Source organism: Clostridioides sp. ES-S-0049-02 (assembly GCF_020658465.1).
Taxonomy (GTDB): Bacteria; Bacillota; Clostridia; order Peptostreptococcales; family Peptostreptococcaceae; genus Clostridioides.
Genome location: NZ_JACVWG010000003.1, coordinates 470970 through 488323, shown reverse-complemented (window position 1 = coordinate 488323; position 17354 = coordinate 470970). Strand labels below are relative to the sequence as shown.

The window sequence follows — 17354 nt, the reverse complement described above, 5'->3', positions numbered from 1 at the left end:
CTCAACATAATTGCTCATTTTCCAATTCTTATAAATATATTATATATATTAAAGTAGTTTTTAACCATTTACTTATATTAATATAATGTTACATTTCTGTAAGTATTAATTATATTTCTTCCTTTTTACTAGAATTATATTTAAAATATAATTTGTCAAGTAAAATATAGTTATATTAATATAATTATTTTAAATTATAAGGTAGAAATGTTTGAACTTATCAAGTAAAATATAGTTATGTTAATATAACTATTCTGGATTAGGAGGTAAAAATGTTTAAAATAATGGTAATTGAAGATGATGTTTCATTAAAACATCAAATAGCAGATTGTCTTTCTAAATGGGGACATATTGTCTATCAAATAGAAAATCTTGAAAACATAATAGAAGAATTTAAGCATTATAAACCACAATTGGTTTTATTAGATATAAATCTTCCATTTTATGATGGATTTCATTGGTGTAATGAGATAAGAAGAATTTCCAAAGTTCCAATAATATTTATTTCTTCAAGAAATTCTAATATGGATGTGATAATGGGTGTAAATCTAGGCGCAGATGATTATATACAAAAACCATTTTCTATAGATGTTTTAATAGCTAAAGTAAATGCTCTTTTAAGAAGAACTTATAATTTTGTTGATAATAATTCAAATAAAATTGTCCATAATGGGGTTACTTTGGATTTATCAACTGCAACTATATGTTATAAAGATAGTACTATTGAGCTAACCAAAAATGAAATTAAAATTCTTCATGAACTTATGAGGAATAAAAGTAAAATAGTTAGTAGAAATAAACTTATGAAAAAATTATGGGATAATGATTGGTTTGTAGATGATAATACTCTCACTGTTAATGTAAACAGAATACGTTCAAAATTAAGTGAAATTGGATTGGAAGACTTTATAGAAACTAAAAGAGGATTAGGTTATATAATCAGTTAAAATAGTTTTAAGTAGGTGAATTTATGAGTTTTAAAGATTTTCTCAAAGATAAACTCGAATTTTTAGTATACAACTTTGGTTTCTTACTTTTTACGATAGCAGTTATTATATTTTCTCCTATTGATGCTCTCTTAGTAGATACTATTGTATACATATTAATTGTAAATATAGTATTTTCATTTATATATATACTTACTGGCTACATTAAGAAAAATAGATTTTTAGAGAAAATTAAAAATAATACATTCAAAGTTAGTACTAATGATATAGAATTAGTTAAATGTACAAATGAAGAAAAAATATATTTGGATATAATTAAAGGTTATCAAAACCAGTGTGATGATATAATAGATATCAATACTAAGAAATTTGAAGAAAATAAAGAAATTATGAGTATGTGGGTACATGATATAAAAATACCTATAGCAATAATTAAACTAGTACTTGAACAAAACGAAGATTTAATCGAAGAAAAAATTTCAGATGATATTGATAAAGAGATATTTAGAATTGAAAATTCTGTTGAAAGAATTTTATATTTATCTAGACTTGAAGATTTTCATAAAGATTTTTTGATTCAAGAAGTAAATATTGAAAATATTCTTAGAGATATTATAAGAAAATATTCAAAATATTTTATCTCAAAAAAAATAATTTTAAACTTAAATAATTTGAATTATACAGTTTTATCAGACGAAAAATGGCTTCACTTCATATTCGAGCAATTATTAAATAATTCCCTAAAATATGCCTCAATAGAAGATAATATATCTATCTATTGCAAAACCCACAAAAATTATTTACAATTAAGGGTGGAAGATACTGGCTGTGGTATAAAAAAGGAAGATTTAAATCGAATATTCAATAAGGGATTTACAGGTAATAATGGAAGAAATAACACTAAATCTACAGGGCTTGGTCTTTATTTAGTAAAAGAACTTTGTGACAAACTTGGCCATAAAATTGATGTAGATTCAGAGTACAATCAATATACAAAAATTACTATTACATTCAAAGATTATCTATAGTATCTTATATATTGATAAGTTATTTTCATTTGACTTATATTCAACATGCTTCTTATAATGATTCTATATGTACATCCCAGTATATAATAAGTAGTTTTTATACAAAGGAGGAAAACATGTCTTTTCTAAAAAAATTTAAAAATAAAAAATTTAGAAATAGTAGCTTTAAGAGTAATAGCTTTAAAAATACTAGCTTTGGAAGTAATAATTTCAAAGCTAAAAATAAAGGTTTTAAAAATAATCCTTTTAAAAACAAGAGATTTAAAATCTATGCAGGAATCGTGATAATCATACTTTTAATATTAGGGGTACTTGCTTATGTCGATTCAAAAAATACTGAATTACAAACTAATGAAAACTTCATAGAAACATACACTATTCCAGAAAACGAAAAAATATTTATAAATGGTATGGTTGTTCCTAAGCAAACTAAAGACTTTAATATTTCTGGAGATTATGAGTTAAGTGATGTAAATGTTACAAATGGTCAAAAGGTAAATCAAGGAGACCTTCTTTTTACTGCTAAAAATCCAACTATAATATCAGAAATAGATAGTCTAAAATCACAACTTAGCCAATATAAAAAACAAAAGATATCACTTGCAAATATTGATGAAAATAGAGATGCTATAGCTTCTATAAATGCACAAATAACAGCTTTAAACTCTCAGATAGCTTCTTTAGATAAGAAAGCATATGATAGAACTACTGCTCCTTTTGATGGTACTGTATATTTAAATGACCAAACTGGAAATCCAGACCAACCAGCTTCATTTATGACTATTCAAGGTCTAGAGTTTTATATGAAGGGGCAAGCAAGTGAACAAGATTTACCTAAGATGAAAATTGACCAAATGGTTAATATATTAGTTTTCTCAACTGACCAAAATCTTACTGGTAGAATAAGTTTTATATCTGATAAGCCATCTACTCCAAGTAGCGAGATGGGAGCTCAACAAAGTACTTTATCTTATTATGATATAAACATAGCATTTGATAACCAAGAAGGGTTGACAAATGGATTCCATCTTCAAGCATCACTTGAAGTAGCTAACTCAAGCTTTAAAATACCAGCATCTTGTGTACTTAAGGATAAAAAACACTCATATGTATTTAAAGACTTAGATGGAATCTTGAAAAAACAAATTGTAGATGTTGCAAGTAAAAATAATGACTTTGCTGTAATTAGAGGCGGTCTTGAACAAGGTGATATAGTAATAAAATACCCTACTAAAGAAATGAAAGAAGGAGACCCAGTTCAAGGTGATGGTGTAACTGCTGGCTCTAATAATAATGGAGATGCTACTCCAGACAAAAATTTAAAAGAAGTTAATATGGATGTGAATTAATTTACATATGTTAATTAAATTAGAAAATATTCAAAAATATTACAAAGTAGGGAAAGATGAATTACATGTTTTAAAATCCTTAAATTTAGAAATTGAATCTGGAGAATTTGTCATGATAATGGGTAAATCTGGTAGTGGTAAAACCACTTTACTTAACATCTTAGGTTTTCTTGATGTGTTTGACGAAGGAAGATATATATTTGATGGCACAGATGTAACTAATCTCAGTGAAAATGAGCGTTCTGTTTTTAGAAATATCAATATTGGTTTTGTTTTTCAACAATTTAATTTAATAGAAACTTTAAATATATATCAAAATGTAGAGCTACCTCTAATTTACAATAAAATATTAAAAAAATCTGAAAGAGAAGAAATTGTTAAGAGCAAACTAAAATCTGTTGGGCTTTTAGATAAAATCAAACAAAAACCTCTTCAATTATCTGGTGGTCAGCAACAACGTGTAGCTATTGCACGTTGTTTGGCAAATGACCCTCAAATAATCTTTGCTGATGAACCAACTGGAGCATTGGATAGTGAAACTAGCAGGGAAATTATGGAACTTTTGACAGAACTTAATGAACAAGGCAAGACTATAATAATGGTTACACATGATCAGGATTTGACTAAGTATGCAACTAAGGTCATACGACTTAAAGATGGTGTGTTTACTTCGGAGGTGTAATCATGGGCTTATTAAAAAATTCTTTGGCTAATTTAAAGGGGCACAAGCTTCGTGTCTTTGTAGCTTTACTTTGGATTATTATAGGAATAACTTCAGTAATACTTGTTAGTTCTATAGGTAATGGATTTCAAAAAGAAATCAAGAAATCTGTAAATAACGCTAATCCTAATAAAACTACTATTTCATTTGAATCAGCTGATAACACAGGTCTTACCAATGATATGAGTATATTTTTAAAGCCATTCAATGCAAAAGATTTAGAAGAATTATCATTTGTTGAAGGTGTAGAAAGAATTGCTCCTGCAAGAGATGGATTTAATCTTGATTCAACTTATTCTTCTGAGGCATCTTTTGATAAAAAAACGACTTATGTGGAAGTTGGACCAGTAAAAAAAGATTCAAAAATAAATTTAATCTGTGGTAGAGATTTTTCCTTGGATGATGAAAAAAGAAAGGTAATTCTACTTACACAGCAAAGTGCAAGTGAAATTTTTGAAAATCCAGAAGACGCTTTAGGCCATGGTATTAATGTAAATGGAACTATATTTGAAATAATTGGAGTATTGGATGATTCTTCTAACCAACAACAAGCTGGAGGATTTTTAGGAGGTTATCAAGATATGCAATTTATAACTTCTCTTATACCTAAAAAAGCTTTTGATAGTCTAATGAGTCAAAACTCTTACTCCACTGAAATTTATCAGTTAGACTTAGTTTGTTCTAAAGGATATAATGTGAATGAAGTTGCAAACAATATTATAGCTAAACTATATGAAATGCATCCTGGTATCAATGGTTCTTATACTACACCAGACCCAACTGAACAAACAGCTTATCTTGAAAGCATCAATTCTAATGTCAATAAATATGTATCTATAATAACTGTAGTTGCAATGTTTGTTGGTGGTATTGGTGTAATGAATATAATGTATGTATCAGTTATGGAAAGACAAAGAGAGATTGGTATAAGACGTGCTATTGGTGCAAAACCTAGGTCTATATTATTTCAATTTTTAGTTGAAGCTGTTTTTATAACGGTATGTGGAGGAATTTTAGGAACTATAGTTGGATTTATTGCTACTAACTATGTTTCTAAATACATTGGATTTGAAGCAATTCCTAGCTTAAATAGCTTACTTTATGCTATTTTGGCTACTATATTAACTGGAGTTGTATTTGGTTTAATACCAGCCTTTAAAGCCTCTAAACTAGACCCTATAAAGGCAATTTATAAATAGTATTTCCATTAATAAGTTATTATTTTTAAATTGTTTTCTAAAACATGCTTAAATATTTAATGCACTATTATATATGATAGATTAAGAACTTAATCTTTTTCAAATCAAATATAATAGTGCATTGTTATTTTCAAAATTACTAATGAATTATTTGCTTTAAATATTTTTAATATTAATATCTAATCTATTATGCCTCTTATGAAATCTGTTTTGTTATCACAATAAGAGTTAACATCATACCTATAAAGTTTTGCTAGCTTCTTTTTTAAGTCAGAATATTCTTTAACCTTATCTGGATTTAGTCTCAAATACTCTCGAAATTTAATATGCTCTAAATATCCTTAAAATCACTATGATTCATTTGTCTAATATATAATGCTTTCAATCACTGTATTCACCACCCTTAAAACACAACCTTAAGCGTTGTATACAACTTCTCCATTACATATAGTATAATTAACTTTCCCATATAGAGATTTACCTTTAAATGGGGAATTGTCAGCTTTAGAAGCAAAATCTTCAACTATCCATTCTTCTTCAGGATTAAATATAACAATATCTGCTACTGCTCCTTCTTCTATAAAACCAACATTTAAATTGTATAGTTTTGCAGGATTTGTAGACATTTTTTCTATTAACTGCATCATACTAAGATGATTTTTATATACTAAGTTTGTTATTCCAAGAGACAACGAAGTTTCAAGCCCTATAATACCACTTGGAGCTTTTATAAACTCTCTATCTTTTTCTTCTTTACTATGAGGTGCATGGTCTGTTGCTATTATCTCAATAGTACCATCATTTAATCCTTCTATAATCTTATCTCTATCCCACTTAGTTCTTAAAGGCGGATTCATTTTTGCATTTGTTCCAAACTCTAATACATCTTCCTCAGTCAGTGTAAAGTGATGTGGTGAAGCTTCTGCAACTACGTTTGCTCCAAGATATTTTGCAAATCTAACCATATCAACAGAAACCCCAGAACTTATATGTTGTATATCAATCTTAGCACCAGTTTTTAGTGCTAACATGCAATCTCTAGCAACCATTACATCTTCTGCTACATTCGATGCACCTTTTAGACCAAGCTCTGAAGCTATCTTTCCTGCATTTACGCCAGGATTTCCAACTAAAGAAGGGTCTTCTTCATGAAAACTAAGTGGTACATCTAACTCTTTTGCCTTAATCATTGCTTCCATAATTAGACTGCTATCCATTAAAGGTAATCCATCATCAGTAAATCCTGGAACTCCAGCCTTTTTAAGATTTTCCATATCCACTAACTCTTTACCTTCAAAACCTTTTGTTATAGCTGCTGCTTGTAAAACATTTATACATGCATTTTTTGCTTTTTCCTTCACATAGTTAAAAGTATCTTCATTATCTACAATTGGGTCAGTATTTGCCATACATATAACGGTTGTAAATCCACCTCTAGCTGCAGATTTAGCTCCACTATCTATATCTTCTTTATATGTAAATCCTGGGTCTCTAAAATGTACATGTACATCTACTAATCCAGGTGCAACTATATTCCCACTAGCATCTATTATTTTTTCAAATTCATCATTTTCATCAAAATTACCTATTTTATAGATTTTATTTTCTTTTATAATTAAATCTATTTTCTCATCTCTTTGACTCTTAGGGTCTATCACTCTACCATTTTTAATTAAAATCATGTTATTTCTCCTTTATAATTTTCATTTATATAGACTCATATAATATTATACATTATTTTACATACTTAAATACAAAATTACGTTTGACATCAATAGCCTTTTTAGGACAAAGTTCATGACAACAGTAACATCTTATACATTTATTTAAATCTATAAGAGCACCTCTATTCCCTATCTCTATGGTATTTGCAGGACAAGCTTCCTTGCACTTTCCACATTTTATACAATCCTTAAATCTAACCACTGGCTTTGGTGTTATAAGTTTTGAAATAGGTTCATTTAAAAATTTTGGCAATTTTACAGAAAATAGCCTTAAATCTTTACTTACAATTGGTACCTTATAATCTTTTATAATTAAATCCTTTATATCTTCTCCTACAATCTCAATATCTAAAAAGTCTTCTTTTATATACTCTCTTTTAATAGCCCCTCTAATTGTAGCAACTTTATTTGGAAGCAAACCTATAATCTTACATGCAACAACATCTATAGCATATGGATTTTGTGATGCTAATAAAACACCTATTTCTTTAGGGTTTCCTGCTGAAGGACCATCCCCTTCCATCCCTACAATTCCATCCATAATTGTCAGTGTCGGATTTACATAATCACAAATATCTAAAAGTACATTTTCACAAAATAATTCCTCTGTAGGAAATCTATAATGTATTTCTGCTTTTTTTAATCCAGCTATACATCCATATAAGTTTTTTGTTCCACCAGTAAAAGTTGCCATCACATGTGTTTTTAATTTACAAAGATTTATTACATAATCAGCATCTATTACTGGTTTAATAATATCCATATATTTAAGAGCATGCGCTTTTTCACTATGTATCTTAACATCTGAAACATCATAATTTAATTTGATACCTAAATCATTTGCTACCTTTTCAATTCCAGATGTCTTATATATACTTTTAAGAGAGGCTTGATTATATGGTCCACCAGGACTATCTGCTACTACTACATCACAGTTTAATTCTAAAAGCTTTTCGCATACAACCCTTACTACCATAGGATGAGTAGTTGTAGCTTCTTCAGGCTTTTTTTTCATCAGTAGATTTGGTTTTACAAGTACTTTACTTCCTTCTTTTACAAACTTGTTAAGCCCTCCAATGTCATCTAAAATTTTTTCAATAGAAAATCTTACATTTTCATACTCATAATTTTTACAGCTTCTAACAGATACCGATTTCATATTATCTTCACCCTTTTATTACAAAGATTTTTTTATATTTTTTGTATAATTTAAAAAAGGAGAAACCAAAGTTTCTCCTTTTAATCTATGTTTTTAATTATTATTTTCCAAAATGTCTATTTAATAATCCTAAGAATGCTTTACCATGTCTAGCTTCATCTTTACACATTTCATGTACTGTATCATGTATAGCATCTAATCCTAATTCTTTAGCTCTCTTAGCTAATTTTAATTTTCCATCAGTTGCACCATATTCAGCGTCAACTCTAACTCTTAAGTTTTCTTTTGTATCTGCAACTACAACTTCTCCAAGAAGTTCTGCAAATTTAGCAGCATGTTCAGCTTCTTCAAAAGCTATTCTCTTATATGCTTCTGCTACTTCTGGATATCCTTCTCTATCAGCTTGTCTACTCATTGCTAAATACATTCCTACTTCTGTACATTCACCAGTAAAGTTAGCTCTTAATCCTTCGATTATTTCTGCATCCACACCTTGAGCTACTCCTATTCTATGTTCGTCAGCCCAAACCATTTCACCTTTCATTTCTTCGAATTTATCAGCTCCAACTTTACATACTGGACATTGTGCTGGTGCAGCATCTCCTTCATGTATATATCCACATACTGTACAAACAAATTTTTTCATAATTAAATTCCTCCCAATTTTATATTAATTAAATTTTTATTTTAAAGTTTAATAACTTGCTACAAGAATATATATACCCCATGTACTATAGTTTAAACACTAAAAATAAAATTTATTTCCTAATTAATTTTATCACTTTGAAACATTGGTATCAACTAAGTTTTGATGTCAAATTTCTACATAATATATACTTTATTTGATTAATTAGGAAACAATTGTCTATTTAAATGCTTTCTAGTGAAGAATCTTTTGACTCTTTAAGTTCTACTTTTTTACTTTTTAAAAATGATAATTTAGTTTCTGCTGTTATAATTGCACCAAATATCAATATACTACCAATAACTAATTTGGCTGTAATAGGTTCTTTTAAAATTATTATAGAAAATATAGTCCCAAATATAGCTTCAGTAGATAGTATTATGGCTGTTCTAGTTCCATCAACTCTCTTTTGACATATAGTTTGGAATAAAAACCCTATTGAAGTACTAAATATAGCTAAATATATAGTTCCCATATATCCAGACAATTCAGCTTCCATTTTCAACTGTCCTGCAAATGTCTGAACTACTAAAGACAGTAAAAATGCTACAGTAAATTGAATAGCTGTTAATGCCATTGGATTGTTATCTTTAGCAAATTCGCTAGTAAAGAATATATGAAATGCAAATCCAAATGAACATATCAGTGTTAATAAATCTCCAAAATTAATAGAGAAATCAGCCTCTAAAGAAAGTATACCTATACCTACAAGAGCTACTAAACTACTTATTAATCCTATTTTATCTAGTTTTCTTCTATAAAGTATAAATCCTATGAATGGAACTATTACAACATTTGCTGCTGTTATAAATGCATTTTTAGATGGTGTAGTGTACATAAGTCCAATGGTTTGTACTGTAAAGGCTAAAAATAAAAATATTCCTAAAAGCCCTCCTGCTTTTAATAAATGCTTTCCCATATTGGCACGAATTTGTTTAAAAAATAATAAATTCATAATTACAGCTGCCAAGAAAAATCTTATAGTTATTATTTGTAGAGGTGTAAGCCCACCATCTAGTGCAAATTGGGTTGCTACAAAGCCACTTCCCCATATAATTGCTATGAATATTAGTCCTATTTCTCCAAAGTATTTTTTCAATAAAGCCCCCTCCTTTTTATTTTTTTGCAAAATTATAAACCCCCTAAACAGCAAGAGAGTTTTTCTATAAGCATTACTATAAATTTATATAGTTATAGTAAATTTTTTCAGTATTTTAAATCTAGATTTATATCCACTATTTAACATTAATATATTAATCATTTTTTGTAAACACCTTTTTAATAAATTTTTACCTTTTTTATATTTTTTTTACTTATATTAAATTTTTTTATAGATAATTTCAATATCTAGGATAATTTAATATTATGCAAATAATGTTGTATAAGTTACACTTTAGTTATTTTAGTTACAACTTTGTCGGTTTACTTTTTCTACTTTCTTCGATATAATTATAATATATTTTTGATACAATTCGACAAAAAGGGGGAATGTTGAAATCATGGTAAAAAAAAGAAAAAAGAAAACTATGGCACTTACTATAATTGTTGTAATAGTTATTGGTATTTTTTCTATGGCATGGGCGGATATGTCCAAGAAAAGAGAAATTAAAGAAACTCAAGAAAAGCTTAAAGCTGAAAAATTAGAAAAAGAAAGAATTGAAAAAGAAAAAAATGAGCCTATCATTGGTGCAAAAAAAGAAGCTGCAAAAGAATATGGATATGACGCAAAATCAGTTTGGGATAAACTTAACAAATACGACTATTCAAATAATGGAGAAAAAATAGTATTCCTTACATTCGATGATGGACCATCTACTACTAATACTCCACAAGTCCTAGATATCTTAAAAAGACACGATGTTAAAGGAACTTTCTTTATTAAGGGGGATTCTCTTGAACGAAAAGGTGCCAATGAAATTTTAAAAAGAACATTTGATGAGGGAAATGCAATAGCTCATCACTCATATTCTCATGACTACAAAAAACTATACCCTGGCAGAAGCCTAAATCTTGATACATTTGTAAATGAACTTAATAAAACAGATGAAGCCATGAAAAAAGTTCTAGGAAAGAATTTTTCATCACATGTAGTTAGATGCCCAGGTGGATATATGTCATGGAAAAATATGGAACCTTTAGGTAACTACTTAAAAGAAAAAAATATGGCATCAATAGACTGGAATGCTCTAAATGCTGATGCAGAAGGTAAAAAGAAAAATGCTCAAGAGTTATTTGAACATGCAAAGAAATCTTCTGAAGGTAAAGAAATAGTTGTACTTTTAATGCATGATACTTATGGAAAGCAAGAAACAGTAAATGCACTAGACCAAATTATAACATATTTTAAAGATAATGGTTACCAATTTAAAACCTTAATATAATAAAAAAGCAAGTTCATTGATTATACTTTTATATAACCAACGAACTTGCTTTTATTTTACTTTACTAACTCTATTTTTACAAATTTTTTCTTTCCTATTTGAACAACAAGTTCGCTTTCTTTAGCAACTGTACTTAAATCTTCCACTTTCTCACCATTTACTTTTACTCCACCTTGAGATGCTAATCTTCTAACTTCACTCTTACTTTTAACAATCTCATTAGAAACTAATACTTCAATTAAATCAAATTCTTCTTGTTTAACTTGAATTGTTTGTATATCTTCAGGTATTTGACCTTTTTGGAATACAGATTTAAACCTTTCCTCAGCTTCTTTAGCAGCTTCTTCTCCATGGTATAAAGTTACTATTTCTCTTGCTAGATTCATTTTTATATCTCTTGGATTTACTGAACCATCTTTTAACTGAGTTTCAATTTTATTAACTTCATCAGGATGAACATCAGTTACTAAATTATAGTATTTAACTATAAGTTCATCAGGAATCTCCATAGATTTTTGGTACATTATTCCAGCTTCTTCATCTATTCCAATATAGTTACCTAAACTCTTACTCATTTTTTCTTTTCCATCTAAACCTTCTATTAAAGGCATCATTATTACTATTTGAGATTCCATACCAAATTCTCTTTGTAAAGATCTTCCCATTAATAAGTTAAATCTTTGGTCAGTTCCACCAAGCTCTATATCAGCTTCTAATGCTATTGAATCATATGCTTGCATCAATGGATAGAAAAATTCATGCACTGATATTGGCATTTGTCCTTCATATCTCTTCTTAAAATCTTCTCTTTCCAACATTCTCGCAACAGTAATAGTTGCAGCTAATTTTATTACATCTTCAAAGTTTAATTTAGCTAGCCATTCACTATTAAATCTTACAATAGTTTTTTCTTTATCTAAAACTTTAAATATTTGTTCTTGATAAGTTTTTGCATTTTCAAGAACTTGCTCTGTTGTTAAAGCTTTTCTAGCTTTAGATTTTCCAGTTGGGTCTCCAATTTTACCTGTAAAATCTCCAATTATAATTACTATTTGATGACCTAAATCTTGTAATTGTTTCATCTTTCTAAGAACTACTGTATGACCTAAGTGTATATCTGGAGCACTTGGATCTAACCCCAATTTTACTATCATAGGTTTTCCTTCTTTTTCTGATTTAATAAGTTTTTCTCTTAGCTCTTTTTCGTCTATTAAGTCGTCTACACCTTTCATAATGATTCGCATTTGCTCGTTTATTGATTTCATTTTCATTCCTCCTAAAATATTTATATAATCTATGATTTTTATTTTTATAATAAAAAAAGCTCTCATCCTATTAAAAGGACGAAAGCATTGCTTACGTGTTACCACCTTAGTTCACTAATATCTCACGATATTAATCTCTGTAGAGTATAATTTGTTTACTCATGTACTATAACGTGTACTATTCCGATATCTCTTAGTGGTTGTTATCTTTCAGAGATATTGCTCCAAGATGTATTCAAACTAAATCAATTTATTCCATTTCACCAAACTGGAACTCTCTGTTAAATAAAATTCAGCTCTACTTCTTCTCTTCACAGCACTTATATATTCAGATTATTTCATCAATTACAAGAAATTTTTCTTAACTTACTCATAATATATTATTATTTTTACATTTTGTCAACCTTTTTTATTATTATATACATGTTTTTTTACATTATACTACTTTTTTATATTTTTTACCAATGCATAAAGTTTATTTTTCAATTAAAATATTTATTTGTTTATCGACAATATTAATTTGAGTCAATCTTATATTCATTTTCTTATTTAAAAATGCATTTATAATTATTAATCCCATAACAGTTATCTTAAACATTAGAAATAAAGATATAACTACTATCAAAAAAGAAATTCTAGCGTATGCTACTTTTCCAAATTTAGTTATTATAAAATTTTGTAGTGACATACAGGAATCTCTAATAACAAAATACATACACAAATATCCAATTGATATAAAAATTGTTTTTAAGTAAACTAACTCAGTTTTAATATTTAATATATTTGTAACTTCAAAAATAGTTAAATAAAACACACACATATAAAAAACTTTCTTTGAGCAACATAAAAATTGATTTAAAAATCTAAAACTCTTAAACACTAGAAACTTTTTTAATGCATTAGAGTTTAAAATATGTAATTTATGTCCCATAATCAAACTTAAAAAGTATATACAAAAAACCATTCCAAAAGGAAACAGTGCTATCAGTAAGTAAAAAATAGAATCTGAGTATTCATTAAAATAAATCAATTTACTATATCCTTGAAATTCTCTCATAAAACTGTATCCTATTAATGCTGAAGCATATATATCAATAAAAACCATTATAATGACTCCAATAATTGAACCATATACTAAATCATCCATAACTGTTGATGATTTACTTATCAAATAACCACATATTATACCAAGTAATACACTCTGACTTGCCCAAATAGCAGTTCCCAAATTTCCAAGCACCAAGGAAATTATTAAAAGAGATATAACTCCAGATAAAACAGTATACTTTAAATCACACTTTAAACATATTATACAAAAAAATATTGGCACTATAAAATCTAAATAAATGGCATATCCAAACCCAGTCCCTACAGCTATAATTGTTATTACTATAAATAAAGACGACAATAAAGCCGCTTCAGTTAATTTTTTGGTAGTATTCAAAACAACTTCCTCCACAAACCATAATTTTTCTAACTAATATTTTGTTTTTAATACAGTATAACACTTTTTTAAAATATTTTTAACACATACCTATTTTAATAAAAGTATTACTGTTAAAAATTATAAAATGGTATAATATATCTTAATATTTGGTTTTAATATACTTAGGAGGTAATTATTATGTTTAAAATAAAACACTTTAATGATTTAAGTCTAAATGAGTTTTACGAAATAGCAAAGTCAAGATATGAAGTATTTGCATGCGAACAGAGGATATTTTCATTAAATGATTATGATGATGTAGACAAAAACTCTTATCATATATTTTTAGAAGAGAATGGGTTGATTTGTGCTTATGCCAGAATAATCCCTAAAAAATATAGCTCTTATAATGATGTTTCTATTGGTAGGGTTTTAGTTCTTTCTACTCATCGAAAAAAGGGCTTGGCAAAGAAAATGATGGACTGTGCTATAGACTTTATAAAGGTTAATTTGCATGAAAATAATATAACCTTATCAGCACAGGCTTACATAAAAAATCTTTACTTATCTTGTGGTTTTAAAGAAATTTCAGAAGTGTATGATGAAGCAGGTATTGAACATATTAAAATGAGATTATAGTGTTGACAAGCTAACATTGTTAATATATAATTAAATCATAAATTAAATATTGAATTGATATCTAGGTATTTGAAAATACCTTATATAAGTCAGAAGGCTTTTGCGCTTTCTGACTTTTTTATTATCAAAATTCAATAATTATATAGATTCAAAATGTTAATTTTTATTCTATATTCTACTTTCCCCAAAAGTAAGAATTATACCCAACTTTGTGATAGGCATATTGCCTATCTTTTTTTTGCAAAAAGTAACAAGGTAATAGCATAGTGCATAGTTTAAAATAAGAAGATTAGCTCAGGCTAAATTTCATGCATGGAGGTGCTACTATGAAAAACCTTAATGATATTCAAGTGAAAAAAACTGTTAAAGTTGAAGATATATTATCTAGTGGTAATTTAAGAGAGAGAATGTTAGCGCTTGGTCTTACTAGAGGAGCTGTTATAGATGTAGTTAGAAAAGGACCAAAAAATAATTTAACTGTCTACAACATCAGAGGTAGCAAGATAGCTCTACGACAAGAAGAAAGTAGACTAATATTAGTTTCTGACATTTAAAATTTTCTAGCAGGAGGATATTAATATGGGTTTAACACACAACTCAACTAAAATGAATTCTTTAAAAGACATGTTTGATATAGATAACAAGGAAGACCAGTTTGTAATTGCACTAGCTGGTAATCCAAATACAGGTAAAAGTACTGTATTTAATCATCTTACTGGACTTAGACAACACACTGGAAATTGGCCAGGAAAAACTGTAGCTACAGCTCGTGGTAATTTCAAATATCAAAATACAGAGTATGCATTAATAGATTTACCAGGAACATATTCTCTATTTGCTTTGTCACAAGAAGAGGTTGTAGCTCGTGATTTTATATGCTTTGGTAATCCAGATGCAGTAATAGTAGTGTGTGATGCTACATGTCTTGAAAGAAATTTAAATTTAGTTTTTCAAGTAATGGAACTCACAGATAAAGTCATTTTGTGTATAAATTTGATAGATGAAGCTAGAAAAAAAGGTATTAATATTAATAAAGATTTCTTAGAGGAATCTCTTGGAATTCCAGTTGTTTTAACTGCTGCAAGAAATGGTTCTGGTATGGGTGAACTATTAGAAATTTTAAATGACGTATCTTTTGATAGATACAAGTTTAATAATAAACCAGTAAAATACAGCGAAAATATAGAAAACACAGTAAAATCAATTCAACCAGAGTTAGATGATATCATGCCAAATATAAATTCTAGGTGGTTGGGTCTTAGACTTATTGATGGCGATGAAAGTATTTTTGAATCTATGAGTAATTATATAGATAAAGATTCTATAGATGCTATTAACGAAGTAAAGAAAAAAGTTCCAAATGATATAAACAAACAGAAGACTAGAGATGAATTTACTAAAATCAATTATGATTATGCTAAAAAATTAAGTGATAAGTGTTGTTCTAATAATGCTAAAAAACCAACAGATAGAGAAGAAAAAGTAGATAAAATATTAACATCTAAAATATTTGGACTTCCAATAATGCTCTTATTATTAGGTACTATACTGTGGATTACTATAGAAGGTGCTAACTATCCATCCACTTTATTATCTAATTTATTACTTGGATTTGAACCAAGTATTTCAAATATATTAAATAGTATTAATTGTCCATTGTGGTTAAATGATATGTTAGTATTAGGATTATATAGAACTTTAGCATGGGTAATTTCTGTAATGTTACCTCCTATGGCAATCTTTTTTCCATTATTCACATTACTTGAGGATTTTGGATATTTGCCAAGAGTTGCATTTAACTTAGACCATCTATTTAAAAAAGCATGTGCTCATGGTAAACAGTGCCTGACTATGTGTATGGGATTTGGATGTAATGCTGCTGGAGTTATTGGTTGTAGAATAATTGACTCTCCAAGAGAAAGACTTATTGCTATACTTACAAATAACTTTGTACCTTGTAATGGTCGTTTTCCTACTTTAATAGCCATATCTACAATATTTTTTAGCTCTGTTGTAACTAGCTCTTTTGTATCTAGTATAGCAACTGCATTTTGTATAACCTTATTAATAATTTTAGGAGTTATAATAACATTGTTGGTTTCTTATACTCTTTCCAAAACATTATTAAAAGGAGTTCCTTCTACATTTACATTAGAACTTCCTCCTTATAGAGTTCCTCAAATAGGTAGAACTTTATATACTTCTATAATAGATAGAACAATATTTGTTTTAGGAAGAGCTGTAATGGTGGCTATACCTGCTGGTGTAATAACTTGGATATTTGCAAATATCTATATAGGAGATTTGAGCATATTATCACATGTTGCAAACTTTTTAGACCCTTTAGCTAAGCTAATTGGCCTAGATGGCTTCATATTAATGGCTTTTATTCTTGGTTTTCCAGCAAATGAGATAGTTGTACCTATACTTTTAATGGCTTATCTAGCAACTGGTTCTATGATAGAATTAGATAGCTTTAGTGCTCTAGGTCAAGTTCTTAGAGAACATGGTTGGACTTATTTAACAGCTTTAAATGTTATGTTATTTAGCTTACTTCATTGGCCTTGTGCAACAACACTTTTAACTATAAAAAGAGAAACTGGAAGTTTAAAATGGACTGCCTTAGGATTTTTAATGCCTACTGTACTTGCTTTTGTTGTTTGTTTTTTAACAACTTTTGTTTATAATTTATTTGTATAATTAGCATTTAGTTAACATTAAACTTTATCCTATAAGTATTATTTAAAAATTCATATACTTTATTATTAAAATAGAGGTATATTCAGGTGATAAGTAAAATTACTTATCACGTGAATATACCTCTATTTTAA

Annotated in this window: 16 protein-coding genes and 1 other annotated feature; of the genes, 9 read left to right on the top strand and 7 right to left on the bottom strand. The window is 28.0% G+C overall.

Annotated features, from left to right (window positions below; translation table 11 throughout):
* Positions 1–272: 272 nt before the first annotated feature.
* The 5 genes from IC213_RS11060 to IC213_RS11040 all read left to right on the top strand — a co-directional run bounded on the left by IC213_RS11060 (position 273) and on the right by IC213_RS11040 (position 5244).
* Positions 273–947, top strand: a complete 675-nt coding sequence (locus IC213_RS11060) for a response regulator transcription factor (protein ID WP_227432916.1) — start codon at positions 273–275, stop codon at positions 945–947.
* 23 nt (positions 948–970) lie between these two features.
* On the top strand, positions 971–1975 hold the full coding sequence (locus tag IC213_RS11055; RefSeq protein WP_227432915.1) for a HAMP domain-containing histidine kinase: 1005 nt from the start codon (positions 971–973) through the stop codon (positions 1973–1975).
* A gap of 116 nt (positions 1976–2091) precedes the next feature.
* Positions 2092–3324: an efflux RND transporter periplasmic adaptor subunit gene (locus tag IC213_RS11050; protein ID WP_227432914.1), complete on the top strand. Its 1233-nt coding sequence runs from the start codon at positions 2092–2094 to the stop codon at positions 3322–3324.
* A 7-nt stretch (positions 3325–3331) separates the two neighbouring features.
* Positions 3332–4006, top strand: coding sequence for an ABC transporter ATP-binding protein (locus tag IC213_RS11045; RefSeq protein ID WP_227482338.1), 675 nt, complete (start codon positions 3332–3334; stop codon positions 4004–4006).
* Positions 4007–4008: 2 nt separating this feature from the next.
* Entirely contained in the window at positions 4009–5244 is a 1236-nt protein-coding gene (locus IC213_RS11040) for an ABC transporter permease (RefSeq protein WP_227432912.1), read from the top strand.
* Positions 5245–5423: 179 nt separating this feature from the next.
* On the opposite strand, the gene IC213_RS11035 is transcribed toward IC213_RS11040, so the two are convergent.
* From IC213_RS11035 to IC213_RS11015, 5 genes are all read right to left on the bottom strand, one after another.
* Positions 5424–5570, bottom strand: a complete 147-nt coding sequence (locus IC213_RS11035; protein WP_227845887.1) for a GrpB family protein — start codon at positions 5568–5570, stop codon at positions 5424–5426.
* A 90-nt stretch (positions 5571–5660) separates the two neighbouring features.
* Entirely contained in the window at positions 5661–6926 is a 1266-nt protein-coding gene (locus tag IC213_RS11030) for a dihydroorotase (RefSeq protein WP_227863079.1), read from the bottom strand.
* A 52-nt stretch (positions 6927–6978) separates the two neighbouring features.
* Complete coding sequence (locus IC213_RS11025) at positions 6979–8127, bottom strand: DUF362 domain-containing protein (RefSeq protein WP_227432909.1); 1149 nt, start codon at positions 8125–8127, stop codon at positions 6979–6981.
* Between the two features lie 100 nt (positions 8128–8227).
* Positions 8228–8773, bottom strand: a complete 546-nt coding sequence (locus IC213_RS11020; RefSeq protein WP_009889371.1) for an NADH peroxidase — start codon at positions 8771–8773, stop codon at positions 8228–8230.
* Positions 8774–8996: 223 nt separating this feature from the next.
* Entirely contained in the window at positions 8997–9941 is a 945-nt protein-coding gene (locus tag IC213_RS11015; RefSeq protein WP_227831134.1) for a DMT family transporter, read from the bottom strand.
* 370 nt (positions 9942–10311) lie between these two features.
* Here IC213_RS11015 and IC213_RS11010 point away from each other — a divergent pair, with 370 nt between their 5' ends.
* Positions 10312–11193 carry a polysaccharide deacetylase family protein gene (locus tag IC213_RS11010; protein WP_227831135.1) on the top strand — a complete coding sequence of 294 codons (882 nt, stop codon included), beginning with the start codon at positions 10312–10314 and terminating at the stop codon, positions 11191–11193.
* A gap of 56 nt (positions 11194–11249) precedes the next feature.
* Here the strand turns inward: IC213_RS11010 and tyrS are convergent, their stop codons facing one another.
* Together tyrS and IC213_RS11000 are read right to left on the bottom strand one after the other, a co-directional pair.
* Positions 11250–12458 carry a tyrosine--tRNA ligase gene (tyrS, locus tag IC213_RS11005; protein ID WP_227863078.1) on the bottom strand — a complete coding sequence of 403 codons (1209 nt, stop codon included), beginning with the start codon at positions 12456–12458 and terminating at the stop codon, positions 11250–11252.
* Positions 12459–12529: 71 nt separating this feature from the next.
* Positions 12530–12782 (bottom strand) — a binding site (T-box leader).
* 151 nt (positions 12783–12933) lie between these two features.
* Complete coding sequence (locus IC213_RS11000; protein WP_227482336.1) at positions 12934–13902, bottom strand: DUF2232 domain-containing protein; 969 nt, start codon at positions 13900–13902, stop codon at positions 12934–12936.
* A gap of 180 nt (positions 13903–14082) precedes the next feature.
* On the opposite strand from IC213_RS11000, the gene IC213_RS10995 reads away from it, so the two are divergent.
* The 3 genes from IC213_RS10995 (at position 14083) to feoB (ending at position 17223) form a co-directional block, all read left to right on the top strand.
* Complete coding sequence (locus IC213_RS10995; RefSeq protein ID WP_227432904.1) at positions 14083–14523, top strand: GNAT family N-acetyltransferase; 441 nt, start codon at positions 14083–14085, stop codon at positions 14521–14523.
* 326 nt (positions 14524–14849) lie between these two features.
* Complete coding sequence (locus tag IC213_RS10990) at positions 14850–15077, top strand: FeoA family protein (protein WP_227432903.1); 228 nt, start codon at positions 14850–14852, stop codon at positions 15075–15077.
* Between the two features lie 25 nt (positions 15078–15102).
* Positions 15103–17223, top strand: coding sequence for a ferrous iron transport protein B (gene feoB / locus IC213_RS10985; protein ID WP_227432901.1), 2121 nt, complete (start codon positions 15103–15105; stop codon positions 17221–17223).
* Positions 17224–17354: the final 131 nt, after the last annotated feature.